This window comes from Sphingobacterium nematocida, from assembly GCF_900168125.1.
GTDB lineage: Bacteria > Bacteroidota > Bacteroidia > Sphingobacteriales > Sphingobacteriaceae > Sphingobacterium > Sphingobacterium nematocida.
This window is the reverse complement of record NZ_FUZF01000006.1, coordinates 19706-44066: the sequence shown is the minus strand read 5'-3', so window position 1 is coordinate 44066 and position 24361 is coordinate 19706. Positions and strand designations below refer to the sequence as shown.

At 39.8% G+C, this 24361-nt stretch carries 18 protein-coding genes; 7 read left to right on the top strand and 11 right to left on the bottom strand.

Features of this window, described 5'->3' with window-relative positions:
- Positions 1–10 precede the first annotated feature (10 nt).
- The 7 genes from B5X76_RS08760 to B5X76_RS08730 all read right to left on the bottom strand — a co-directional run bounded on the left by B5X76_RS08760 (position 11) and on the right by B5X76_RS08730 (position 10550).
- Positions 11–3550: a SusC/RagA family TonB-linked outer membrane protein gene (locus tag B5X76_RS08760; protein WP_176141022.1), complete on the bottom strand. Its 3540-nt coding sequence runs from the start codon at positions 3548–3550 to the stop codon at positions 11–13.
- 149 nt (positions 3551–3699) lie between these two features.
- Positions 3700–4800: a FecR family protein gene (locus tag B5X76_RS08755; protein ID WP_079642737.1), complete on the bottom strand. Its 1101-nt coding sequence runs from the start codon at positions 4798–4800 to the stop codon at positions 3700–3702.
- A 54-nt stretch (positions 4801–4854) separates the two neighbouring features.
- Positions 4855–5406, bottom strand: a complete 552-nt coding sequence (locus B5X76_RS08750) for an RNA polymerase sigma factor (RefSeq protein WP_079642736.1) — start codon at positions 5404–5406, stop codon at positions 4855–4857.
- Between the two features lie 258 nt (positions 5407–5664).
- Positions 5665–6492, bottom strand: coding sequence for an MBL fold metallo-hydrolase (locus B5X76_RS08745; protein ID WP_079642735.1), 828 nt, complete (start codon positions 6490–6492; stop codon positions 5665–5667).
- Between the two features lie 63 nt (positions 6493–6555).
- Positions 6556–7983, bottom strand: a complete 1428-nt coding sequence (locus tag B5X76_RS08740; RefSeq protein WP_079642734.1) for an L-serine ammonia-lyase — start codon at positions 7981–7983, stop codon at positions 6556–6558.
- A gap of 224 nt (positions 7984–8207) precedes the next feature.
- Positions 8208–9911 carry a glycoside hydrolase family 3 protein gene (locus B5X76_RS08735; RefSeq protein ID WP_079642733.1) on the bottom strand — a complete coding sequence of 568 codons (1704 nt, stop codon included), beginning with the start codon at positions 9909–9911 and terminating at the stop codon, positions 8208–8210.
- A 96-nt stretch (positions 9912–10007) separates the two neighbouring features.
- A complete protein-coding gene (locus tag B5X76_RS08730; protein ID WP_079642732.1) occupies positions 10008–10550 on the bottom strand; it encodes a TetR/AcrR family transcriptional regulator in 543 nt (180 codons plus the stop codon).
- Positions 10551–10675: 125 nt separating this feature from the next.
- Here B5X76_RS08730 and B5X76_RS08725 point away from each other — a divergent pair, with 125 nt between their 5' ends.
- Positions 10676–13435 carry a TonB-dependent receptor gene (locus tag B5X76_RS08725; RefSeq protein ID WP_079642731.1) on the top strand — a complete coding sequence of 920 codons (2760 nt, stop codon included), beginning with the start codon at positions 10676–10678 and terminating at the stop codon, positions 13433–13435.
- Here B5X76_RS08725 and pncA read toward each other — a convergent pair.
- The 3 genes from pncA to B5X76_RS08710 are packed head-to-tail and all read right to left on the bottom strand — an operon-like array spanning position 13432 to position 16130.
- Complete coding sequence (gene pncA, locus B5X76_RS08720; RefSeq protein WP_079642730.1) at positions 13432–14022, bottom strand: bifunctional nicotinamidase/pyrazinamidase; 591 nt, start codon at positions 14020–14022, stop codon at positions 13432–13434. The two genes, B5X76_RS08725 and pncA, sit on opposite strands and share 4 nt — an antisense overlap.
- Positions 14023–14031: 9 nt before the next feature.
- Entirely contained in the window at positions 14032–14709 is a 678-nt protein-coding gene (locus B5X76_RS08715) for a response regulator transcription factor (RefSeq protein WP_079642729.1), read from the bottom strand.
- The gene (locus tag B5X76_RS08710; RefSeq protein ID WP_079642728.1) at positions 14706–16130 is read right to left on the bottom strand and encodes a sensor histidine kinase; all 1425 of its coding nucleotides are present in this window, start codon (positions 16128–16130) and stop codon (positions 14706–14708) included. Before B5X76_RS08710 ends, B5X76_RS08715 begins: the two co-directional genes overlap by 4 nt.
- A 118-nt stretch (positions 16131–16248) precedes the next feature.
- Here B5X76_RS08710 and B5X76_RS08705 point away from each other — a divergent pair, with 118 nt between their 5' ends.
- Complete coding sequence (locus B5X76_RS08705; protein WP_079642727.1) at positions 16249–17613, top strand: DUF4270 family protein; 1365 nt, start codon at positions 16249–16251, stop codon at positions 17611–17613.
- A 4-nt stretch (positions 17614–17617) separates the two neighbouring features.
- Entirely contained in the window at positions 17618–18607 is a 990-nt protein-coding gene (locus B5X76_RS08700) for a Kelch repeat-containing protein (protein WP_079642726.1), read from the top strand.
- A gap of 314 nt (positions 18608–18921) precedes the next feature.
- Here the strand turns inward: B5X76_RS08700 and B5X76_RS08695 are convergent, their stop codons facing one another.
- Positions 18922–19911 (bottom strand): aspartate-semialdehyde dehydrogenase, encoded by a 990-nt coding sequence (locus B5X76_RS08695; protein WP_079642725.1) that lies wholly within the window; start codon positions 19909–19911, stop codon positions 18922–18924.
- A 291-nt stretch (positions 19912–20202) separates the two neighbouring features.
- Between B5X76_RS08695 and B5X76_RS08690 the strand changes: the two genes are divergently transcribed.
- The 4 genes from B5X76_RS08690 to B5X76_RS21955 form a co-directional block, all read left to right on the top strand.
- On the top strand, positions 20203–21858 hold the full coding sequence (locus tag B5X76_RS08690) for a lamin tail domain-containing protein (RefSeq protein ID WP_079642724.1): 1656 nt from the start codon (positions 20203–20205) through the stop codon (positions 21856–21858).
- Between the two features lie 162 nt (positions 21859–22020).
- The gene (locus B5X76_RS08685; protein WP_079642833.1) at positions 22021–22971 is read left to right on the top strand and encodes an NAD-dependent epimerase/dehydratase family protein; all 951 of its coding nucleotides are present in this window, start codon (positions 22021–22023) and stop codon (positions 22969–22971) included.
- 5 nt (positions 22972–22976) lie between these two features.
- Positions 22977–23702: a YebC/PmpR family DNA-binding transcriptional regulator gene (locus tag B5X76_RS08680; protein ID WP_079642723.1), complete on the top strand. Its 726-nt coding sequence runs from the start codon at positions 22977–22979 to the stop codon at positions 23700–23702.
- A 165-nt stretch (positions 23703–23867) separates the two neighbouring features.
- A partial coding sequence (locus B5X76_RS21955; protein ID WP_079642722.1) for a hypothetical protein occupies positions 23868–24361 on the top strand: 494 nt, incomplete at its 3' end.

The window sequence follows — 24361 nt, the reverse complement described above, 5'->3', positions numbered from 1 at the left end:
AGTATGTCGTTTAGAAATTAGTGTATAATGAAATACTGTACATTGCAGGTCTTGGTAAAGAACGTGCTCCAGTCGATCTATTAATTGCGTCTGGATCAATACTATTATCACTAAATGTATATTTCAAAGGATTCTGAACCTGGAAACGTAACATCGTATTAGACAGTTTAAATTTGTTGCTAAAATCTTCTTTAACACGGTATGTCAACACAATATCTCTTAAGCGAATAAAGTCTGCTTTCTTCACAAACTTATTTGCATAGGTATATCCTGTTTTTGCATAATCATTAAAATAGTTAGCCGAACCTGTAACCATAAAACCAGGAATATCTGTAGTGGCTTCGTCCCCAGCTTCTTTCCAGTAATTCAATGCTTCACCTATAAATGATCTATTAGCAACATAAGGATCTGGTGCCTGTGTACGCATCACATGCCCCCCATAGTACATAAGCAAGAATGACAAATCGAACTGCCCCAAGCTAAACTGGTTATTTAAACCTAGTACATATTTTGGTGTCGTTGTACCCATATACAGCATATCCTCGATAGTAATTTCTGAGTTACTACCAGTCGTAGCAGTACTTACCATACGGCGATCGCCATTTTTATCTATAATCTCGGGCTGCCCCTTTTCGTTCAAGCCAGCGTAATTATAAGCATACAAAGCACCGATAGGTCTTCCGGCAACGTGTTCGACCTGAGAAATTAAAGGTACTTGACCTGCTACACCAGTGGGCTGCGCTGTTAACACATCTTTAACTTTATTAAAGTTGAAAGAACCCGTTAACTGAGATTTCCAAGAGAAGTTAGATCGTTGTATGTTGGTTGATGTCAACTGCATCTCAAAACCATTATTCACGATACTAGCTGTATTGGCATTATAGGAATTGAATCCAGAAGTGGGGTCAGAACTTAATAATCCAATTACATCTGTAGAATTTTTACGATAATAGTCTAAACTACCTGATAAACGGTAACCCCATAAGGCAAAGTCCAAACCAACATTATAGGTAGACGTACGCTCCCAACGCATGGAGCTATTTTCCGGAGACAACACATCGTAATACTTTTCAAAAGGAAGGTAGGTATAGTTTAGATCCGAATTAAGAATCAAGTACTGACCATTTGCTGTTGTTGGTGTATTTCCATTAACACCATATGCTCCTCTCAATTTCAATAGTGAGACCCATGCAACAGATTGCATAAATTCTTCTTTATGAATACTCCAGTTGGCACCTATAGAGTAGAATGGTTTGTAACGATATTTAGGATCTGTTCCAAAAAGGTTGGACTGATCGGTACGTATACTCCCTGTTAATGCGTATCTATTTTTATATAAATAAGTACCATCTGCATAGAAAGAAACGAAGCGTCTGTCATCGTAGTTTTCACCAAAATAGCTTCTATAATTTACATAAGGTATACTTGTCTCTGGAAGCGTGTTCCCAAATACTGGCTTTCCCATACTAATTAAGGAAACAAAGTCAACCGGTGTATAAATTAATGACTGCCCATCGTAGCCAAAGACAGAAGTCAAATAATTACTGTTTTCAATTTTACGAATTTCAGATCCTATCAAGCCTGATATTTGATGATCTTTCGACGCATCTGCATAATCAAAGTTAAACTGCCCACGTACAGTATAACTCTTCACCGATTCATTATCTCGCGATAATAAATCTCCTTTTGGCACTCTATTAAAAACAGCTTGACCAGTTACAGGATCTTTCGTAGCCGTATAATTCAACAAACGACGCAAATCAAAAAAGTCTTGCTGCATTAATCTATTTGTCTGATTCCTCTCGTCTTCGTATGCACCTCCTAAATCAAAATTCATCCACGGGGTAATTTTTGTGTTTAGTCGAGCTTGAAAACGAATAGCCGAGGTATTAACCGTATTATTTGCTCTAAACACATCAGCGTATGGATAATATAACTGATCGTACAACCCATTAGCCATATTTAAATCATTATTACTAGGAATAATACTCGTAAATCGGCTGCTTCCACCAAAAGTATTTACCCCCCATAATACCGGCAAGGCATTACCATTGGCATCCACCAATCTTTCGTAAGACTGAAAGTCATTAACACCTACCTGACGATAAGGGCTTTTGCTTCTTCCATTACGGTAGATTCCTTTAAAATCTAAATTCATCAAGCGATTAAGACTGTGTGTAGAAGCAAAGTTCAATAATATTCGCTTATTATCTGTTTCTACATAGTCTCCTCTTTCACTTAGATAATTTGCTCCTAAAAGATAAGTATGTTTATCAGATCCTCCGCTTAAATCAAAATCGATCTGGTTTGTTAAAGCCTTGCGATAAAACAAATCTCTATATTGTTCAAGATTATCGTATTCACCTAACGCTGCTACTCTTGCATCTAATTCTGCTTGTGTAATTTTCCCCTCCTTAAAATCGAACACCGCATCGTGAACTGGCGTACTTCCCATCAGTTTACCCGTCAATGCCGAACGTACCGCCTGTTTATCAATCAACAAGTTGTCTTTCAAAATAGAGGTAAGCTGAGATGAATTTGCGTAATTCATGTAGTCAAAATTAGGACGAGGCTGGATAGCCGTCGTTGCGCGGAGATTAAACTTCGTCCCGCCCATTTTCCCACGCTTGGTTTCTATGACGATAACTCCATTGGACGCTCGCGATCCGTAGATGGATGCAGCTGCGGCATCTTTCAATACGTTAACTGAAATGATATCGTTCGGGTTAATGCTTTGGATATCAATCTCCGTAGGAAAACCATCCAACACGATCAGTGGCTTGCGTACAGCATCGAAAGTAGATACACCACGGATAGACAGGTCATTGGATTGTGGGTTGTATACCAGACCCGCAAGCTTACCTTCTAGGTTTTCCAGAAAATTGCCTGACACAGAAACGCGCTGATCGTAATCCTTTTGGTTAATACTAGAGACAGAACCGGTCAACTGCGCATCGGTCAATGCGCGATAACCTGTCTGGACAGTCACAACGGATTCGTCCAAGGCATATTGCACCTGCTCTAGCACGACATGACTTAGATTACTACTGGTATTCAATTCTTTGGTATGATACCCAAGCATCGAGATCTCTACATATTTTTCATTGGGCAACATACCTAATACAAACCGACCTTTTTCATTCGTCGCAGTCGCACGGAAAGTCCCCTTTGCACGTACGGTAGCATTTTGGATAGGGAGTCCATTTTTATCAAACACAAAACCGACAACATCTTTTGTCTGTTGCTGGCTTAACCCTCTTTTAAGAATGATGGTATTGTCTATAATTTCGTATTGAATAGGCAGGTCTCCTATTGACGCATCCAACACCTCACGTACGTCTTTTTGCTCAAAACTCACATTCTGGGCATTCAAACTACGGATAAGCTGGTCTTCATAGACAAACTTGAAGTTCGATTGACGCTCAATCTTTTGGATCAATTCTTTAAACGACAAATTTTTGGCGCTTACATTGATCAACTGCCCATACACGGATGCCTTACTTTGCAGGAGAGCGGCTCCCATAAGGGCACATACTAAATGGATTTTCATTAGTATTCCTCTTTTGTAATTCATAAATTTGATTGGTTTTGTTAATTATTTAGTTCTCACGACATAGTATTAAATGTTAACACCCATTGAGGTCAGATATGTTCGAGCATATTTGGCCTCATCTTTTGGCTGTCAACGGTTAGTTTCTATTATTTAACGATTATTTTTCTTCCTTCGATTTCAAAGTTTAAAACTTCTGTTGCTTCCAATACAGCAATCACCTTTGTGAATTTTGAGTAACGCTCAATGCTACCTGTAAAACGTTTGTTTTTTACATCTTCATTTGCAAACTCGATATCTAGATTGTACCAGCGTGCGATATCGTTCATTAATTCTTCCGCTGTCTTTTCATTAAATATGAACTCTTTATTCACCCAATCTACTTGTTGTTTCTCTTTCGAAGAAACCAACAGCTCATCACCTCTATTGACAACCTGATCCCCTGGCTTCATCAAGATTTCCTTTCCTGACCCGTTGTTGCTCACCCTTACACTTCCACGCAATAGCTTGGTGGTGGTTTCCAATTCAGAGGTATATGCTTTAATGTTGAACTGCGTACCCAATACCGTTACTTTTTGATTTGCAGTGCTCACGACAAACGGCTTCGTTGATTTTTGAACATCAAAAAAAGCCTCTCCCGAAAGATCTACCTTACGATCATCTTTGTTATATCCTGCCAGCAACTTCAACTCGGAGTCTGCATTCAACTTGACTGTAGATCCATCGGGCAAGGTAATATCAAATTCACCTCCCTTAGGTGTCCTAATTGTACTGGCTCTGACTTGGTCTGTTCCTGTTTGGTTGATCTTTATTCCGCCAGTTGCTAGCTTTATGATTTCGACCCCTCCCTGGCTGAGTTTTGTACCTGCGACCATCGTCTTCAAATCTAAATCAGCTCCATTCTCCATACTAAAAACGGCAGTCTCTTCTCCAGGAAGAATGCTATCTATAGCTACCAGTTGGCTATTTGAAATTTTGTCAGAACGATTCATCAAGTAAGCTCCAGCTACAAAAACAAAAACCACGGCAGCTGCAGCAATATTTCTCCAAATAGGATTGATTCGCTTGGTTTTATACTGTTGCCTTATTTCATCCCGCCCTTCGGAAAAGTATCGGGATAACTCATCCGCATTTATGCTTGTCGGATTTTTGCAAATCGAAAGGTACCAGATCTCAACCTGTCTCTTCTCCTCAGAAGAAACATTTCCTTCGTTGTATCGTTTAAGTAAATCTTGAAAGTTCGGATCCATAATCTGCCTTTTGAAACTAAGACAGGTAGATATGACTCTGGGTGTAGAAGGTTTTTAAAAAAACAACAAATTTATTTTTGAACGTATGATTTTCAATGCGTTAACAATCTGTCTTTTTACGGTTTTGTCTGATATATTGAGTTGTTCGCCAATCTCTTTATGGGTTAGATGATCAAATCTACTCATCTCAAACACCAAACGCATTTTCTCGGGCAATAAATTAATCCCTTCTTCTATCTGCGCACGCAACTCCTTCTCAAACACATAATTCTCGATAGAACTATGGGCTTGGTAGGAATCTACGCTCTCCAAATAATTACTCCTAACCTTTTTCTTCTCCAAGAAATTGAGGATTTTATTCTTCAATAATACATAGAGGTAGCCTGAAAAATTGGCTATTTCTCCCAGAGTTTCTTTTTTTTGATATAATGCCGTGAATGTATCCTGTACCAAATCTTTCGCCTCTTGCGAATCTTGAAGTTTTCGAAGGGCATGCACATATAATAAGGAGAAAAACCGTTCGTAAAGCACGTCAAATGCCGCATTATCTCCATTTTGGGATAGAGAGAACAGATATTCATCGCTATAGGCACTATAGGTTTTCATCACTAAAGAGGACAATAGTGTGTAAAGATAGTGAAACAGTAGCGTATTCAATTGATTTAAATCTTTGGCGCGGCGAATTGGAATTGGAGTTAACCAAAACTCGTCACTGTGCCGGCTTGCCACAAGGGATTACCATTCCTACAATTGGCAATCCGCCACTGCGTAAGCAGGCATCAGGGTTGAAATGCGGGCTTGTGTGGGCTGATTCAACATTGGTGACCTTTAACGAAGATGTAAGGTAAATGTTTATGGATGGCGCTAAAACAACTCTTGTGTAACGGTAACTTGCTGTTCTACATACACAAACCTTGAAACAATCTGCTGTGCTGCAACATACTCGTATAGCGGAGTTTCTTCCGTACGCATCGCGATAGATACTTCTATTTCTTCGCAGTGGGGAGCAAAGGTTTGTTCTACAATATCTACTTTATTATTCTCTCCTGACAAGTGCCCTAGGATAAGGTGCTTGAGTCGTGGGCTACGATTCTCCAACAATAATTCTAATGCCTCCCGATTGGAGATATGCCCCCAGCCTGAACTGATCCTATTTTTGAGGTAGTAAGAATAACGACCGGTACGTAGCATCTCTTCATCGTAATTGGACTCCAACAATAATATATCAGCATGCTGTATCACCTGCTTCACATTGTCACATCCGCGACCTAGATCTGTCAAGATAGCTACATTGATATTTCCATCGGTAACCACAAAACTGCAAGGCTCTTTGGCATCATGGTACTTGGGAACACCGATAACCGTCAATTCCCCGACTGTCGTTCGGGAATCCGTATTGATAATATGTACCAAGTGCTCCGGCAGATGCAGGCGTGTACCTTTATAGGTTCCCTGTGTTATATACACCGGTATCTGATATCGCTTACAGAATACAGAAAGGCCCCGGATATGGTCTCCATGCTCATGGGTGATAAAAATAGCTTTGACAGCAGCTGGCGATAGCCCTAACTTAGCCATACGCAACTCCACGTGTTTTGTATTGATTCCTACATCGACGAGAACAACATCTTCTCCCTTGGCTATGTAGTAGCAGTTCCCATTCGATCCTGAAGCTATTGCGGCGTATTTCATGTTGGCAAAAATAATGAAAAAAGCCTTAGCTTGTTAGGGCTAAGGCTTGGCAACTCTTTTACATTAACACTCCGGTAAGCTCAACGGTACTTTTACCGCTAGACCGCCATCCGCTGTTTCCTTGTATTTGACATTCATATCCTGCGCCGTCTCCCACATCGCAGAAACCACCGCATCGAGGCTGACCTTTGCTTTATCGGGATTGGACTGTAGAGCCAACTGTGCAGCTGTAATGGCTTTGATGGCTCCCATGGTATTACGCTCGATACATGGTATCTGAACCAATCCACCTATCGGATCGCAGGTAAGCCCCAGATGGTGTTCCATAGCAATCTCTGCTGCCATTAATACCTGTCGCTGCGAGCCACCAAGACATTCGGTCAGTGCGCCTGCCGCCATAGCCGAGGACACTCCGATCTCTGCCTGACAGCCGCCCATAGCAGCTGAAATCGTAGCATTTTTCTTGAAAATAGAACCGATCTCGGATGCTGCTGCAATAAATTGGATTACCTTATCATCGTAAAAAGCATCGTAAAAAGCGATATAATACTGCAACACCGCAGGAATAACTCCTGCCGCTCCGTTGGTAGGGGCTGTAACAACACGTCCGAAGGAAGCATTTTCCTCGTTGACAGCAAGCGCGAAACAGCTTACACAATCTAAGATATACCCAAAGTCGCGACCTCCCTGGCGGATAGCTTCCAACCAGCTTTCGTAATCGTTGTATTCACGGCCCTTCAACATGCGTTTGTTCATCTTAGCCGCACGACGTTCGACGTGCAGTCCTCCTGGCAATACACCATCCGTGTGGCATCCTTTGTAGATGCACTCTTTTATTGTTTGAAAAATACGTAGAATACCGGCCTTGGTCTCTGCCTCCGGACGCCAAGAGCATTCGTTTTCTAATACGATTTCCGATATTTTTAAGCCTGTACGCATACAAGCACTCATCAACTGCTGTGCACTGTCAACAGGGAAAGGCAGATCTACTTCGGACAATACAGTCTCAGAATCATTTTCCTGTACGACAAACCCTCCCCCTATAGAATAGTAGGTCTCTGAAATAGCTTTACCATCATTCAGAAAAGCTTGAAATGTAACGGCATTGGGGTGAAAAGGTAAACTCTGATCGAACAAGAAAAGTAATTGTTCTGAATAGCTGAAATCAATTTCATGACGACCTCCCAAGATGAGCTTTCCTCCAGTTTTGATATGCTCTACTTTTGGCATCACTTGTGACACATCAAAAGTAACCGGATCGTCACCACTAAGACCGAGTAAAACGGCTATATCGGTGCCGTGACCAACCCCTGTCTTGGCTAAAGAACCGTAAAGTAAAATATTGACCTGCTGCACGTTGTCGAAAACAGAAAGTTCGACAAGCTTCTGAACGAACCGCTGTGCTGCTCTCCAAGGGCCTAAAGTATGCGAACTCGATGGTCCGATACCTATTTTAAACATATCAAAAACGGAAATCTGCTCCTGTGCCATTACGATAACTTAAGTCTATTTTATAAATCAGGGTCAAAGTTATCATTAATATAAATGAAATAAAAAGAAGCGTCTACAAAAGAAGAAAATGTTTACAATCCCATGCTTTTAGTCATGCTCTTTGGTAATTTTTTTGGTGGGGAGTAGAGTTAACGAGTTATGGAGTTCGAAAGCGAAAAGGTAAAACCGTAAAATTGTAAAGAAACAATTTTACGGTTTTACAGTTAAATTCCTTTTCCGTAGGCAAATTCTTTATTGATCGTCACCGGTAATTTACCAGTAGCCTTAATCTGTTTTAGCAATACCTTTAATGCAGAACGTTGCATAAAGTCATCGTTTTGATAGGCCAAGATAATCGATGCACTGCGGGCGACATCAACAGAGTTGATCGCGTAAGGATTTGTAAACATCACGGTAACTGTACGTCTGCCAGCAAGCTGGTCGATAAATTTCTTTACAGGTTCTTTTACAGCCAATTCTGGACGTGGACGGGAACGATTGTCGTGCACAGCTAGTACAATCTGTTTGTGATCTCTGATTACCTTTACTAAGCTATCCAATTGTTCTTCGGTCTCTGTTCCGGTAATATAATAGTTCATTCCCTTTGTCAGCTGCACAGCTAATCCCTTTTCAAAATCCTGCGCCTGGCTGATACCAACACTGACTACTGCAGTTTCTATTTTTGTATCAAATGATTGAATACGTTTATTGGACTTCAACACCGTCACTGCTGCATCCCCCATACGTTGAATAAGGGATTTTGTAGCTGGTCTATTCAGATCGTTGATCAATCCATTTCTATTTGTTGGACTGTAATTATTTAGTCCTAACCAATATTTGGAGGCTAATACGCGCTTCACACGTGCATCAATTTCGTCTTGTTTAATTCTTCCACTTTTAATCGCCTTCTCAACCAAATCAATCGCTCTTCCGCTATTTTCCGAAACCTCTAAAAGGTCATGCCCAGCTTCGATAGCCATCACATCAGCCTCTCCATTCGGAAAAAATTTCTTTACCCCTTTCATATCCATAGCATCTGTGACAGTAAGCCCTTTAAAACCTAACTCTTTGCGCAATAAGTCTGTAACAACTTTACGGGAGATAGAAGAAGGCATATTGGGGGTATTATCTAACGCCGGAATATGCATATGAGCGACCATAACTGCTGGTGCCCCCTGTTTAATTAACTCCTTGAAGGGATACATCTCCAACTCATCTAATCTTTTCTTAGAAAAATTAAGCTGTGGCAAGTCGTAATGTGAATCTACATCGGTATCACCGTGACCCGGGAAGTGCTTTAAGGAAGCAATGATACCACCATCAACCATTCCATCCATATATGCTTTGGATTTAGCGGTCACATTTTCTTTGTTGTCACCAAAAGATCTAAAACCAATAACCGGGTTTTTGGGATTGTTATTAATATCCACCACTGGAGCAAAGTTAAAATGCATACCAATACGAAGGAAATCCTTAGCCACTTCGCGTCCCATGTCGTAGATAAGACTATTATTCTGAATAGCACCTAAGGTCATCTGGTAAGGAAAAGAATGTGTAGAATCTGGCAAACGCATACCTAAGCCCCACTCGCCATCGAAGGTAATCAACAATGGGACCTTGGAGAGCTTCTGATACTGATTGAACATATCTACGTGACGCACCGGTCCTCCTTGGAAAACGACAAGTCCACCTAATTGTTCTTTCTTGATGACTGTAGCTACAGAGTCAATATATTTTTGTCCTAGATTCGTATGTGCTCGCACCAAAAACAGTTGCCCAATACGTTCTTTTGGGGTCAAGCTATTAAAGACCGAATCCACCCACTGGTGCTGCTGGTTGATAAAAGGAACGAAAGCTGGTTTTTTTTGCGAAAAACCCACCAAAGTTAAACCGCATAAAAATGCACTCGTTATAATTGACTTTAACATATTAGTTGTTTTATAATTAAGGCTCTAAAATAGCACTTTTACAGACAAGTCGGTTACTATTTGCGAAAGTTTTGAAAAATAACGCACAAAAACGCATCAAATAAGATTGTATTTATGTTCCAGCATGATCGCCAGATCCAATGAATTGCCAATATCCCCACAAGCCTCTTTCTTCCACAACATATCAATAATCAATAATAGGAACTGGGTTTCTAATTCTGGTTCTTTATAGTCGAGCTCTTCAAAAGCACGCCGAATAATAGGCTGTACTGGCTTCATAAACTGCTCATGTTGCTGCCTGGAGAATGGTGTATGGGATAAACGCTCCTGCAATTTCCAAAATAAGGGTTCATCAGAGACCAACTTACTGGGAAGGAAAATCATGGTTCGTAAAAAGTCAGTGGCATTTTTATAAGTCATCATACCCCTGTGATGCTGTAACACCCGTCGATATCCTGATTTGATCAGGTGTGCCAGTAAGGAATCTTTATTTCCAAAATGCTTAAATATCAAAGCTTCCGACACACCAGCAATAGCTGCAATCTCTTTCGTTGAGGTGGCTGCATACCCATTCTCTGCAAATAGCGTCAATGCTGTCTGCAAAATTTTCTCCTTTCTACTTAATGAGCTTTCCTTCATACTACAGTTTAGAACTGCACAAAATTATATAAAATGCCTTGCATTCGCGAAGGTTTAATACATTGTAACAGTAATTAACAAATAAAAAACTTAATATTGCTTCAAAATATGTAATACCAAACCTTGTGAAACCGAGCATACTAAACTTTATATTTGCGACTATATGCTTTCTTATCATACAGCATAATGCATTTGCCCAAAATAGGATCTCCGGCAATATTGTAGATAAAACCACATCAAAACCATTGTCGGGTGTAACACTACGAGTAATAAACCAAAAAGACTCTTCTGTCTTGTCTCTTAGCACCAACACAAATGGGCTTTTTGCACAGAATACACTCAAAGAAGGCAAATACACTATTAGCACGAATTATATCGGTTTTAAATCTGAATCGCAAACATTCACTGTAGAGGGAAAACCGATATACCTCTTTTTTCGTCTAGAACCTGCTGAGATAGCTATTGAAGAGGTAGAGATCACGGCTCCTCAGGCCATCGTAATGAAGGGAGATACATTAGAGTTTGACGCTAAAAACTTTTCGACAAGAGAATATGCGGATGCTGACGAACTGGTAGCACAAATTCCAGGAGTTATGATCGACGAAGAGGGAAATGTGGAAGCACATGGTGAAAAAGTCACACGGATCATTGTCGACGGAAAAGAATTTTTCAGTTCGGATCCACGAATTGCTCTAAAGAACTTACCTGCTGAAATTATTGCCAAAATCCAACTGATTGATGAGAAATCGGAACAGGCCCGTTTTTCAGGATTTGATGATGGCAAACGTAATAAGGTAATCAACATCGTCACTAAACCGGACAAAAGACACGGTTATTTTGGCAAGGCCAACGGGGGAAAGGGCAATGGTGACAAATTTGGGATAAATACTTCAATAAATGCATTCGACGGCGATAAGAAATATGCTATAAATCTTATGGCCAACAATATCAACGAAACGAACTTTGCGGAACAGGGACGTGGTGGTGGCCGAAGAGGAAACAACAATACGGAAAGAGGATTGTCGGATACTTATGCGGGCGCAATCAACTTTACCAACACGTACCTAAACAAAAAGATGGAGGTGAGTGGAGACTATAACTTCAAGTCGCTGTCTACGCTAACAAATACGCAGTCGAATATTGAATACCTCAATGACAAACAGGCGAATCAATTTAGAACCCAAGAACAGCTTTCAGACAACTTAAGTAAAGAACATAAGTTCAATGGTCGTATAAAATGGGATATTGACTCGGTAAATCGAATTGATTTTTCTCCGAATTTCAACTACTCTCAGGGATTCAGGCAGAACAGTTCCCACAGTCGAACAACGAGAGAACGTATCGACCCTATCAATGAGTCTGTACGGTCGAATGATAATGATAATAAAAATTTAAATTTTGGTGGTGCATTGACTTATATGCATCGATTTTCAAAAAAAGGAAGATCGATATCGTTGAGTATTAATGGAAATAAAAGCACAAACGATGCGCTGGGGCTCAATCTTGCTATGACCTCTTATTATAAGGATTCATTATTGACCCGTAGAGACACAAATAACAACCAAAGTATAACCAATGGTTACGGATCTGGTGTTAGTGCTCGACTGTCTCTCACCGAGCCGCTCTCAAGCCGTAGTCGACTGCAGGCTAATTATAATTTCAGAAACACGGCAAACTATTCTAATCGAGAAACCTTTGAATTTTTGGCAGAAACAGGACAACTGGGGGAATTAAAAGATAGGCTTTCGAACGAATTCAGAAATGACTATAACTACCATAGTGCAGGCATGTCTTATTCTTATAATAAGAAGGATTCTCTTCGGATTCAGGCAGGATTAAATTATCAACATGGTATTCGCATCAATAACCGTACTGTGCCATTGAATCTACGAACTAAGGCTGACTTCAGCAGCTTGCTTCCTGAATTCACGGCAGTATACAAATTCTCGAAAGAAAGAAATTTGGAATTTAACTATACTACACAGACGAATACACCTAATATAGATCAATTGCAGGATTTCGTAAACAATCAAAATGAGCTCCGTATCACCAACGGTAACCCAAACCTGGATCAAGAGTACGCGCATACCTTAAAGTTGCAGTACAAGGATGTAAACAAGATCTCAGGACGGACATTAACGAGTAATGCGACCTTTGAATACATTAATGATAAAATAATCAATTCGGTATTCATGACCGACACAACTCTAATCTTATTTGACGATGTGGTACTTGGAGCTGGAGGGCAATATACAGTACCTATTAATGTAAATGGCGCTTATACTGTGCGCGTAAACAACAGCTATGGCCTCCCCATCAAACCGCTAAAAATTAATATACACACAAATACTAGGCTTTTCTACAATAATGATCTCGCAAAAATAAATGGAGATATTGTCAATAGCACTTCCTATGGTTTTGGACAGAGTATTGGTTTTAATTCGAATTTCAGCAAACAGTATGTCATTGGATTAAGTTATAATGTAGATGGAAGATATACCCAAAACCCGATAGCACGGGTACCACGCTACGAAGTGTTCACGCATCGAATAAACAATAATATGACGGTCGAGCTCTTTAAAAAACTGGTTCTTTCATCACAATTCATGTATTTACTCAATGGAGGCATCATGGGAAGTCCTGGTATTGAAACATCCATCTGGAACGCATCCATAGGTTACAAACTTCTAAAACGTAAAAACGGGGAATTGGCCTTTAAAGGTTTCGACCTGCTAAACAATGCACAGAATGTCAACAGGAGAGTTAATGATAATAACATTTCTGATGTCACATCAAACACACTAAACCGCTATTTTTTACTGTCTTTCACCTATAACCTTCGACAGTTTGGTGGTCAGATAGGAGGCGGTAGAAAAAGAAATTAGATAAAGAGTCCGCCTGCCTGTATAAAAGCTTGTTTTTTGTCCATGTAGCTTTCTTTGTCAATTGGTTTGGTGGCCTTTGACAAGATGACCGTTCGGTATCCTAGACTTAAAGCATCCATAGCTGTAAAATAGACACAAAAATCTGCGGCTAAACCACAAATATGTACTTCGGTAATATCCCGGTTCTGTAGATAACCATGCAGTCCTGTATTCTTACGTCTACCATTATCATAAAAACCGCTGTAACTATCTATAGTAGGATCAATACCTTTTCTAAATATTGCTTCTATGCATTCTTGATGTAAAGTACTGGCTAATTGAGATCCTCTAGTACCCTGCACGCAATGGTTTGGCCACAATACTTGATCTAGTCCATTGAGATCAATACGATCGAAGATATTATGATCTGGATGTTGCGCGGCAAAGCTTTTATGGTTGCTTGGATGCCAGTCCTGGGTCGCAATAACGAGGTCATATCGAGACTGCAGCGCATTAACTGTGTCAATAATCTGATCTCCATTAGGCACCTCAAGAGCCCCGCCTGGAAGAAAATCGTTTTGAAGATCTACAATTATTAATGCTTTCATTCCCTTAAATTAGTCAATATTCATGATATAACCAATCCCTCTTACATTTGTAATCTTGACCCTTTCATCATACGCGAAATATTTTCGAATCCGGCTGATAAACACATCCAGACTACGTCCGGTAAAATAGGTATCGTCGCCCCAATAAGTTTTAATAATATCTTCACGTGGAACTACGCTATCTTTGCTTTCGAAAAGGCGTCGGATCAATTCGGTCTCGCGATAGGAAAGCTTGGCTTCTCCCGAAACATGCCGCAACGCATTCTTACCGGTATCCAACAGATAGTCTCCTATTTCGTACAAGGCGCGTACACTTTTCTTTGCGCGCTTAGACAATGCTTCAATACGCACGATCAGTTCCTCAATTTTGAAGGGTTTGCGGATATAATCATTTGCTCCTAAATGAAACCCTTTTACAACATCTTCTGTCTGTGTCAATGCGGAAAGAAATAATATAGGCACATGCGGATTTACTTTACGAATCTCAGTCGCTGCAGTAAAACCATCCATCAACGGCATCATAACATCTAGTATGATGATATCAGCATTCTCGCGCTTAAAATAATTTAAAGCATCTTGTCCATTTTCGCGATGTACGACTTCGAAACCATGATCCTCTAGACTATCTGCTACAATAAGAGCCAAACTCTGCTCATCCTCAACGTATAATATCTTCACTTTATTCATCCAATGGGTATTGATAGTATAAATATAGTTCCTTTTCCTAATGTACTGTCTACTTCAACACTTCCGCCATGCTGTTTTACCACCTGCTTGACGTAGGCCAACCCTAGCCCAAAGCCCTTAATAGGGTGTAGATTGCCGCTAGGCACTCTAAAAAACATATCAAATATATCTTTTAAATAGCTTCCGTCAATTCCCAAACCATCATCGGAAATAGATATCCGTGCAAATTCGGTTTCTCTTCTTAACCTAATCTGAATCTTGACGGACTCGCCAGAGTATTTGATAGCATTGTCCAATAAATTACTTATCACGTTTTTTAAGTGCGCCGAATCCGCTTGAACTGAAAATTCTTTAAGATTATTCCCAAAATCAATAACTACAGTCTTCTTGGCTCCCAATTGCGCGATCTCTGCTCCTTCTTCAAGTAGTTGTACTAAATCGACGTTTGTCTTTTGCATCACGATCCCCTTTACCTCATCGATATCGAGCTGCAGTACCTTCTCTATCATATTAGATAGGTGCTCTAATTCGCGATGCGAGATATCTAAGTATTTTTCCATCTTACTTTTATCATCCCTGGCTCCATAACGCTGAATAGACTCCACTGCTGCCATTACTGTGGCAACAGGGGTTTTAAGCTCGTGTGTCATATTATTGACAAAGGATTTGCGTAAGAGTGCTAATTTATTTTGTCTATTGATAGTCCATAACAAGTAAATAAAAGCGCCAATTAATGCCAAAATCAACAAAACAGAAACAATAAGCTGTATAGCCATCTTACCCAAGAGATAGAAAATGGGTTGTTCAAATTGGGCTAAGAGAAACTGATCCTGTGCAGAATTAACCAATATAGGCCGAGTTGAAATTGTACCACTGGAATCAACTTTTATTCGATGTGGGCCGCGGGGCCGGTCTTCATCGGTTATGGTTTTGATATCTACGGTCACAGGAGTTGTGATCCCCTTAACGGCTAGGGATTCACGCAAAAGAATGTTGACCTCGTGAAGCGTACTATCATTGAAATCGATATTTTGCAACATGAAGGAAGGCATAATTGCAACAGGCTCTCCCTCGTCTTTTTTTGCCTCTCGTCGCTCCGCATACCGTCGCATACGTTCACGCGCAAGGCTATCCCAAAGATTCTGTATTTTGATCTCATCAACATTGGAATACAACGATTTGATACGTGATACAAAAAGCTTACCTTCTTTGGCAATACTCTTGTTTCTTTTTTCATTGATTATCCCCTCGTGATCTGCATAAGAGGATTGAATGGCATTAAAAAGACCTCTCTCTACTTCGTTCACAAAGATCTCACGCCTATTAACATACCCCCCATAAAGCCAAACGCCCACAATACCGCCTATCCCAACAAGGGAAAGAACGATCATCAACATCAATATTTTATACTTTTTTAACATGATTAAAACAAATTTAAATTCTTAGATTTGCACGACGAATTGTTTAGGGTCATATTTAACAAATTATAACACATATTAACAATACGTATTACTTACATTTGCATGTCAACTAATATATATGAGGCAATTATTACGTTTTAAATACCTTTTATTTCTATTTTTACTTGCGACGACAGTTTCCTTTACTAGCTGTGACAAAGAGATGAACGTGTCCTTGGAAAATCCCAACGAGAATATGGGTATTGTTGTTGTTGACTCCATGACGATTAATACGTCTACATTTCAATTATTAAACATGCCTTCTGCAGGTACTGGAACTTTACTAGTTGGCAAATCGACACAACCTAAAGTTGGATCGCTAAAGTCCTCCTCCTATTTCTTAGTGCAGCTGCAAACCTTAGTAAACGATATCCCTACGAATGCCGTCTTTGATTCCGTAAATTTAATACTAAGACCAAATAGAGCTAGATATTTTTATGGAGATACGACAAAAGCACAAACTATCGCCGTACACCGTGTAACGGAGGAGATCGTCACTAAAGACATCACCAATGCCATCGATAACTATAATACGCCAATCTATGTCACTGGTCCTACGATCTTCAATGATCAGAAATTTAATTTTGACGCAACAGCTTTAGGCACCAAGACATTCAATCCTACTATCCGTTCTTTGGATAGCATCAGTGTGCGATTGAATCAATCTTTTGGGCAGGAAATTTTCGATATGGTACGTGCCAATGATATCAATGTTACCTCGAATGAATCTTTTCAACAATACTTAAAAGGTCTGGTCCTAGTACCTGGTTCTCAAAACACAGCTATTTTAGGGTTGAGTGACACCTTACAAATGAACGTCAACTATTCTTACGTAGGTTCTGATGGCTTTCTAAAAAGGGGTGCTAAAGTGATCTCTGCCGGAGGTAAAGCTTATCAATATAACAATATTGAACATGATCGTACAGGGACTGCTTATGCAAGTCTAAATACGACAAATAGAGAGATTAGTAGTACGGCTACAAATGGCGAGGTATTTATCCAAGCCGGAGGTGGCCTTGTAGCGAAAATGACGATTCCTTCGTTAAATGAATTCATGTATGAAGAGAATTTAGCGGTAAATAAAGTAGAACTGATTGTAGAAACTGCAGGTAATAATTATGGTTTTTACCCGACGCCCAATCAATTAATGTTATTGATTGCGAATAGTAATGGAGTCCCCATCTCTTATGTGAGAGTTCCATTCTCAAACAGTATTCAACAAGCGACTTTTATACCGGGCAACGACTCTGGTATAAACGGACGTTATGTTTTTAATCTGATTGATTACATTAAAAATGTAAATCGTCCTGAATATAGAGGAACTTCTTTATTATTATCGACAGCTTCTCCGGCACTGTTCGGAACAGCTAATGGAACAATGATAGCCACAGAGAATGGCAAACCAAAAATTAAATTAAATATTGTATATACTAAATTCAAATAATCTTATGAATAAGAAAAATTGGCTTGTTGTAGTTTTGGCCTGCGTTTTTTCGTTGACTGCCTTTAATTCATGTAAGAAAAGCGATGATGAGGACTCTACAACTGATACAGGTCCTACAGAATGGGTCAAAGATTCGGCTTTTGATGGCGATCCAAGAAGTGCCGCTGCTTCTTTTCAAATCGGAGAAACTGGATATCTAGCAACAGGTATCTTGTCAACAAATGAAAGAACAAAAGATGCATGGGAATTCAAAAATAATTTATGGTCACGCATTACTGATTTTGCTGGAGAAGCTCGTAATGGCGCTGTAGGTTTCAGTGTTGATGGTAAAGGTTATGTAGGAACGGGATTTAATGGTACAGACGTTTTGAATGATTTCTGGAAATACGACCCTGCGACTAAAGCATGGACTAAAATTGCAGACTTTCCAGGAGAAGCGCGTTATGGCGCTGTAGCATTTACATTGAATGGTGCTGGCTATGTAGGAACAGGAGCGACCAAAACACAGAAAACACTTAAGGATTTTTACAAATACGATCCTAAGACTGATACTTGGACAAACGTTACCTCTCCTTTGAAAAACAAACGCGTTAACGCTTTCGCTTTTGTAGTAAGTGGTAAAGCTTATATTGGTGGCGGTATGGATAACAATCAATTCCCTGAGGATTTCTATTCTTTTGATGGAACTAATTGGAATGAGTTATCACCATTGAAGGATGCAGCTAATACTTATGATCTAACACGTCAATCTGCGTCAACATTTGTAATCGGAAACTTTGGCTATGTAGTTGGTGGCAAAAAAGCTTCTGTATTAGGTAATGTATGGAAATATGATGTAGGTGCAAACAAGTGGGAAAGTAAACACCAAGCTTTACCTCAAAATGCTAGAGAAGGAGCTGTTTCATTCTCTATCGGTGGAAAAGGTTACTTGACTACTGGAATGAACAGTGCAACGAAATTTGATGACACTTGGGTATTTACACAAGTACGTTAATTAATAATTGCTATAACAGCATAAAAAAGGCGAATACTAAATCAGTATTCGCCTTTTTTATTACCCTACGCTTCGGGATTACAAAGCAATCTGTATTTAAGCAAATTAGATTGCCACACCGTTCCCGGTTCTCCCCGATGATTCGGGGCAAGCTGGGACAGGCTGTTCCTCAGGTTACCAATGACAGATTACCTACGGTGAGCTCGCAAGCTTTCATTTTTACTCTCCACACAGAGTTAATCATTACGTTATAATCAAAAAAATGCCCTCGAATGAGGACATTTTTTGGTATATATATGTTTACGGTTAGTTCGTTAAATTAAGCCTTTTTTATTAAGTAACTCGGCAACCTGTACAGCATTTGTCGCAGCTCCTTTTCTCAAATTATCAGCAACAATCCAAAGGTTTACTGTATTTGCCTGTGATTCGTCTCTACGGATACGCCCTACAAATACTTCGTCTCTACCGTGTGCATCTTTAGGCATTGGATACTCTAAATTAGCGGGATTATCGACAACGATCACCCCTTCTTGATTTCTAAGTAGACCTCTTAATTCTTCTACATCAAAATCATTTTCAAACTCGATATTCACAGACTCCGAATGCCCTCCCATCACTGGTATACGTACGGTAGTAGCGGTCACTTTGATCGAATCATCCTGCATGATCTTATTTGTCTCCTGAATCATCTTCATCTCTTCTTTGGTATACCCATTTTCCTGAAAAACATCGATGTGTGGAATAACATTAAGATCTATTTGATAAGGGTATGCTTTTTCTCCTTCTAATCCTGCTCTTTCGTCCTTCAATTGCTGCACTGCCTTTACCCCTGTACCAGTTACCGATTGATACGTAGATACTACTACTCGCTTTATTTTATATTTTTCGTGTAGCGGCTTTAACACGACAACCATCTGAATGGTTGAACAATTGGGATTAGCGATAATCTTGTCCTCCGCCGTCAACACATCTCCATTTACTTCTGGCACCACTAGTTTTTTGGATGGATCCATCCGCCATGCTGATGAGTTGTCCACCACCGTGATTCCTGCTGCTGCAAATAAAGGTGCATACTCCGTTGATACGCCTCCTCCTGCTGAAAAAAGAGCCACTTGTGGTTTCAATGCAATAGCTTCATCAGGAGTAACCGTTTTAAACTTCTTACCGTTGAATTCAATTTCCTTACCCTTACTTCTTTCAGAGGCAACTGGAATTAATTCTGTTACGGGGAAGTTCCTTTCCGCTAATACCGTCAAAATTTCTGACCCAACAAGCCCTGTTGCGCCAACTACTGCTACTTTCATTTTCTTATAATTTTTAGTACTTACGTGACTTATTACGCTAAGTTCACGATGCCAAACATAGCAAATAAAGAGGAGTAATCGATACAAAAAATTACATTTTTTCTATTTTAAACGGATGAATATTAACAGAAAGCACCTGTATAAAGCCATTAATTTACTAATTTATCAAAATAATACGCCTCCTCGCCGAATATTCAATATATCAAAGATGTATTTGAGCAAAAATTATTCTTTATCTTGTACCCAATAGAGAAACTATACGATTCTTACAAAGAACCAATTATTAATCACATGAGAGCTCTGCTTTTCACCTTTTTTTGTGTTTTTTTATCCCTGTCGTATGTATATGGCAAAGGGATCATTGTTAATGAGGTAATGGCAAATCCTAAGGGAAGCCAACTCCCTGCATTTGAGTATATCGAACTTTTCAACAATGGCACTTCTGTGCAGAACCTTTCTGAAATCAGCTTAAAAGTCAACAACAAAATAATACTTCTTCCATCTTATCTCTTAGCACCACAGCAACTGGTGGTTTTATGCCCTCAGGAGGGAGCAGCTTTTTTGGAAAGCTACGGAAATGTTATTGCCCTATCTAATTGGCCTGTCTTGAACAATACCGGAACTACCATCACCCTTTATCAACAGGATTTGGTAATAGACGAAGTATCCTACAAAGACAGTTGGCACGAAAGTGCTTCGAAAAAAGCTGGTGGGTGGAGTCTCGAACGTATCAACCCCAATTGGTCCTGCAATATGGCATCAAACTGGTCCTCATCTACGGCAATGCGTGGTGGTACCCCGAGCAGCCCCAATTCCATATACAATGCTAAGCATACACCAAACATTGGGATCACAGACGCGAGAATCAGTAATAAAAATATGTTTATCACTTTCAATGTAGATAAGGCTATACTTCCTGTTTTTTCAAAAGAGCAAATTATTATCGATCATACAGATCCTCACCCTTCCGAAATCTCTTGGAGTGAAGGCCAGGATACACTCATTCTTACTTTTAATGAGCCACTGGAAAACAACAAACTGTATACCTTAATTATCAATGATTTCCAGAGTTGTGGCTCCCAGATCACAATACCTCCGTATTTCATCTTCAAACAACAGCCCTCCGAGTATAATTCTATCGTAATCAATGAGATTCTATTTAACCCTAAAGATGGAAGCCCCGACTTTGTCGAACTCTATAATAAAACGGAACACCCGATCGATCTTCAGGGGTGGAAATTAGGGAATCGGACCATATCGGATCGGTTATTGTTGATTTCACCAAGCGACTTTTTGGTGTTAACGATAGAAAAAGAAAAATTGCAGAGAACGTATCCCAATGCAGTGTATGACCGCATTTATGAAGTACCTACCTTACCGGCTTATCCAAATCAACAAGGGGTCGTAACGTTATTTTCACCGACCTCTCTTATCGATTCGCTATACTATCACACGGATATGCATAGCCCGTGGATCAATAATCCTAAGGGGGTATCTTTAGAAAGGGCTTCTTATGAAGATGAAACCAATCGCCCCGGTAACTTCAAATCGGCGTCAACATTGGTTGGTAGTGCTACTCCTGGATACAAAAACTCAAAAACTGTGGATAACTTTTTAAGAAAAAATATTTTTTCTTTGACCTCGAAAACGGTGTCTCCAGATGAGGATGGCTTTGAAGATAAACTAGAAATAAATTATCAACTACAAGCCCCAGACTATATGTTGACAGTCCATATTTACGATGAAAAAGGAATATTAATCAAACGTTTGATTCGCCATCAAAGCGCCAGTTCTGAGGGAAAGATAACTTGGGACTGCAGAGACGACAACGGGCTTAAAGCACGCGCGGGACATTATATTTATTGGGTCGAAATTTATGACGCGACTGGCTACAAAGAAGTTTTTAGAGAGGCTTTTGTACTAGTTCATAAATCGCAGTACTATTGACAAAAACGCGATAAAACACCTATCTTTGCAGCACTGAAAGTTGAAGTGTATTCTGCCTTTAAATTAGTAAAAAATATCGGCGGTCAACTTTCATCGTTTATACATCGCATAATCGAGTTTGTTGTCTTTGAAAAAACAACAGCTCGTAAAATATTTATTTTAATGAAAGAAACAATTATAATCCTTGGTTCAAACGGTCAGATCGGCACCGAACTAGCTGATGCACTAAGAACCAAATTTGGCGCCGAAAATGTGATTACAACTGATATCAGAGAGCCTCAGATCACTGCTCCTGATCATAACTTCGAAATCATCAATGTCCTTGATAAAGATGCCGTAAAAACTCTTTTCGAAAAGCATAAACCTACACAGGTCTATCTTCTAGCCGCGATGTTGTCGGCTACAGGGGAAAAATATCCACAGATGGCATGGGACCTGAACATGAACGGCTTATTAAATGTTTTGGATCTTGCTGTTGAATTGGGTGGTATTAAGAAAATATTTTGGCCGAGTTCAATCGCTGTTTTCGGACCTCACTCTCCAAAAGTAGAGACGCCGCAATACTGCGTAATGGATCCAAATAGCATCTATGGTATCAGTAAGCTTTCTGGAGAACGTCTGTGTGAATACTATCATGCTAAATATGGTTTGGATATCCGTAGTATTCGTTATCCTGGAATCATTTCCTGGAAAACAGCTCCAGGCGGAGGAACCACGGATTATGCGGTACATATTTTCTTTGAAGCGCTGGCTAAAGGTAGCTATGAGAGCTTTCTATCGGCAGGTACCGCTTTGCCGATGATGTATATGGATGATGCTGTACGTGCTACTATACAGCTGATGGATGCACCTTCAGAGAACTTAACCATCCGATCAAGTTATAATCTTGCTGGTATTTCTTTCACTCCTGAAATGATCGCGCAAGAAATTAAAAAAATTCTTCCTAATTTTGAGATGTCTTACAGCTCGGGAGATCCTCGCCAAGCTATTGCCGATTCTTGGCCGCAAAGTATCGACGATGAATATGCCCGTAAAGATTGGAACTGGGAAATAGCTTATGACCTGGAGGCCATGACAAAGGACATGATCGAAAATCTTAAAACAAACAAATAAAAGAAATGGGTAGAGCTTTTGAATTTAGAAAAGAAAGAAAATTTAAGCGTTGGGCCAAAATGGCCGTACAATTTACGCGCTTAGGAAAAGAAATAGCAATTTCTGTAAAAGAAGGAGGCCCTCACCCTGAAAATAACTCTCGCTTACGTACTGCAATCCAAAATGCGAAAGCGGTAAACATGCCTAAAGACCGTGTTGAAGCGGCAATCAAACGTGCTTCAGAAAAGGATTCCAAAGGCTACGAGGAGTTTGTATATGAAGGCTATGGTCCACACGGTGTACCTGTATTAATCGAGACCGCAACTGATAATACCAATAGAACGGTAGCAAATATCCGTAGTTACTTTACAAAAGCAGGTGGTTCTTTAGGTAAAACGGGTTCTTTAGATTTCATATTCCAACGTAAATCTATTTTCAGATTTCCAGCGACAGAAGAGTTGGATGTAGAAGAGCTAGAGCTGGAATTGATTGACGGAGGCCTAGAGGAACTATACGTAGAATCTGATGAAGAAGGTAATGATATCGTAGTGGTACAGACTTCTTTTGAAGATTTCGGGAATATGCAACGCTTATTGGAAGAAAAAAACATTGAAGTAACTTCCGCCAAGCTAGAACGTATTTCGTTATCTCATAGCACATTGACAGAAGAAGAAGCGGCTGACGTCTTAAAACTTATCGATAAAATCGAAGAGGATGACGACGTACAAGCTGTTTATCACAATATGGACTAGTTAAGTCCTTAGATACGATGCTAAAAAACCTTCACACCTTCAACGTGTGAAGGTTTTTGATTACGTAGCGGTTCATCCATGATGGTAATTCGCTAGCTGGCGGATCATGAAAGTTTTTAACAGTCTATATATCGTGAATTCAAAGCATTTTATTTAAGTTTGGATATGCTCAGTTTTGAAGAATTTTTTATAAAAAAGAAAATAGATCTTTTTGCATTGAAATCTGCAAATCAGGAGCTCTATAAGGAATTTGAGGTTCATTATAGGGCAATGGGCGAAAAAAGCTTTGATCATTCCAAAAAATTTTGGTTTAATAAATTAAGAAAAAGTTACTTATTAGCCGAAGAAGTAGACTTTCCTAAAACTAGCAGTATTTCTGCTGAGGATATCCAAGCTGCTAAAAAGAGTCCTACACTTGGTTTTAAGCCTAAATTCGCTCCCAAACCAACTAGCAAAAGTATTGAAGACGCAAAGACTTCACAAGAAACGTCAAATGTTTCTCCTTCGGGTTTCAAACCGAGATTTAAGCCTGGGATAGTGAAAACTACCCCAGTAGAAGAGAAGGAGGTAACACAAGCCCCTATCTCTGACATCGAAACTCCTGTAGCTTCTACAGAGGAAGCACAGCCAAATAGTAGTAAACCGGCTGGATTTAAGCC

Bases quoted from the DNA above. Each gene is read 5' to 3' on its own strand.
- B5X76_RS08760 (WP_176141022.1), bottom strand. From the start codon at position 3,550: ATGAAAATCCATTTAGTATGTGCCCTTATGGGAGCCGCTCTCCTGCAA.
- B5X76_RS08755 (WP_079642737.1), bottom strand. From the start codon at position 4,800: ATGGATCCGAACTTTCAAGATTTACTTAAACGATACAACGAAGGAAAT.
- B5X76_RS08750 (WP_079642736.1), bottom strand. From the start codon at position 5,406: ATGAAAACCTATAGTGCCTATAGCGATGAATATCTGTTCTCTCTATCC.
- B5X76_RS08745 (WP_079642735.1), bottom strand. From the start codon at position 6,492: ATGAAATACGCCGCAATAGCTTCAGGATCGAATGGGAACTGCTACTAC.
- B5X76_RS08740 (WP_079642734.1), bottom strand. From the start codon at position 7,983: ATGGCACAGGAGCAGATTTCCGTTTTTGATATGTTTAAAATAGGTATC.
- B5X76_RS08735 (WP_079642733.1), bottom strand. From the start codon at position 9,911: ATGTTAAAGTCAATTATAACGAGTGCATTTTTATGCGGTTTAACTTTG.
- B5X76_RS08730 (WP_079642732.1), bottom strand. From the start codon at position 10,550: ATGAAGGAAAGCTCATTAAGTAGAAAGGAGAAAATTTTGCAGACAGCA.
- pncA (WP_079642730.1), bottom strand. From the start codon at position 14,022: ATGAAAGCATTAATAATTGTAGATCTTCAAAACGATTTTCTTCCAGGC.
- B5X76_RS08715 (WP_079642729.1), bottom strand. From the start codon at position 14,709: ATGAATAAAGTGAAGATATTATACGTTGAGGATGAGCAGAGTTTGGCT.
- B5X76_RS08710 (WP_079642728.1), bottom strand. From the start codon at position 16,130: ATGTTAAAAAAGTATAAAATATTGATGTTGATGATCGTTCTTTCCCTT.
- B5X76_RS08705 (WP_079642727.1), top strand. From the start codon at position 16,249: ATGAGGCAATTATTACGTTTTAAATACCTTTTATTTCTATTTTTACTT.
- B5X76_RS08700 (WP_079642726.1), top strand. From the start codon at position 17,618: ATGAATAAGAAAAATTGGCTTGTTGTAGTTTTGGCCTGCGTTTTTTCG.
- B5X76_RS08695 (WP_079642725.1), bottom strand. From the start codon at position 19,911: ATGAAAGTAGCAGTAGTTGGCGCAACAGGGCTTGTTGGGTCAGAAATT.
- B5X76_RS08690 (WP_079642724.1), top strand. From the start codon at position 20,203: ATGAGAGCTCTGCTTTTCACCTTTTTTTGTGTTTTTTTATCCCTGTCG.
- B5X76_RS08685 (WP_079642833.1), top strand. From the start codon at position 22,021: ATGAAAGAAACAATTATAATCCTTGGTTCAAACGGTCAGATCGGCACC.
- B5X76_RS08680 (WP_079642723.1), top strand. From the start codon at position 22,977: ATGGGTAGAGCTTTTGAATTTAGAAAAGAAAGAAAATTTAAGCGTTGG.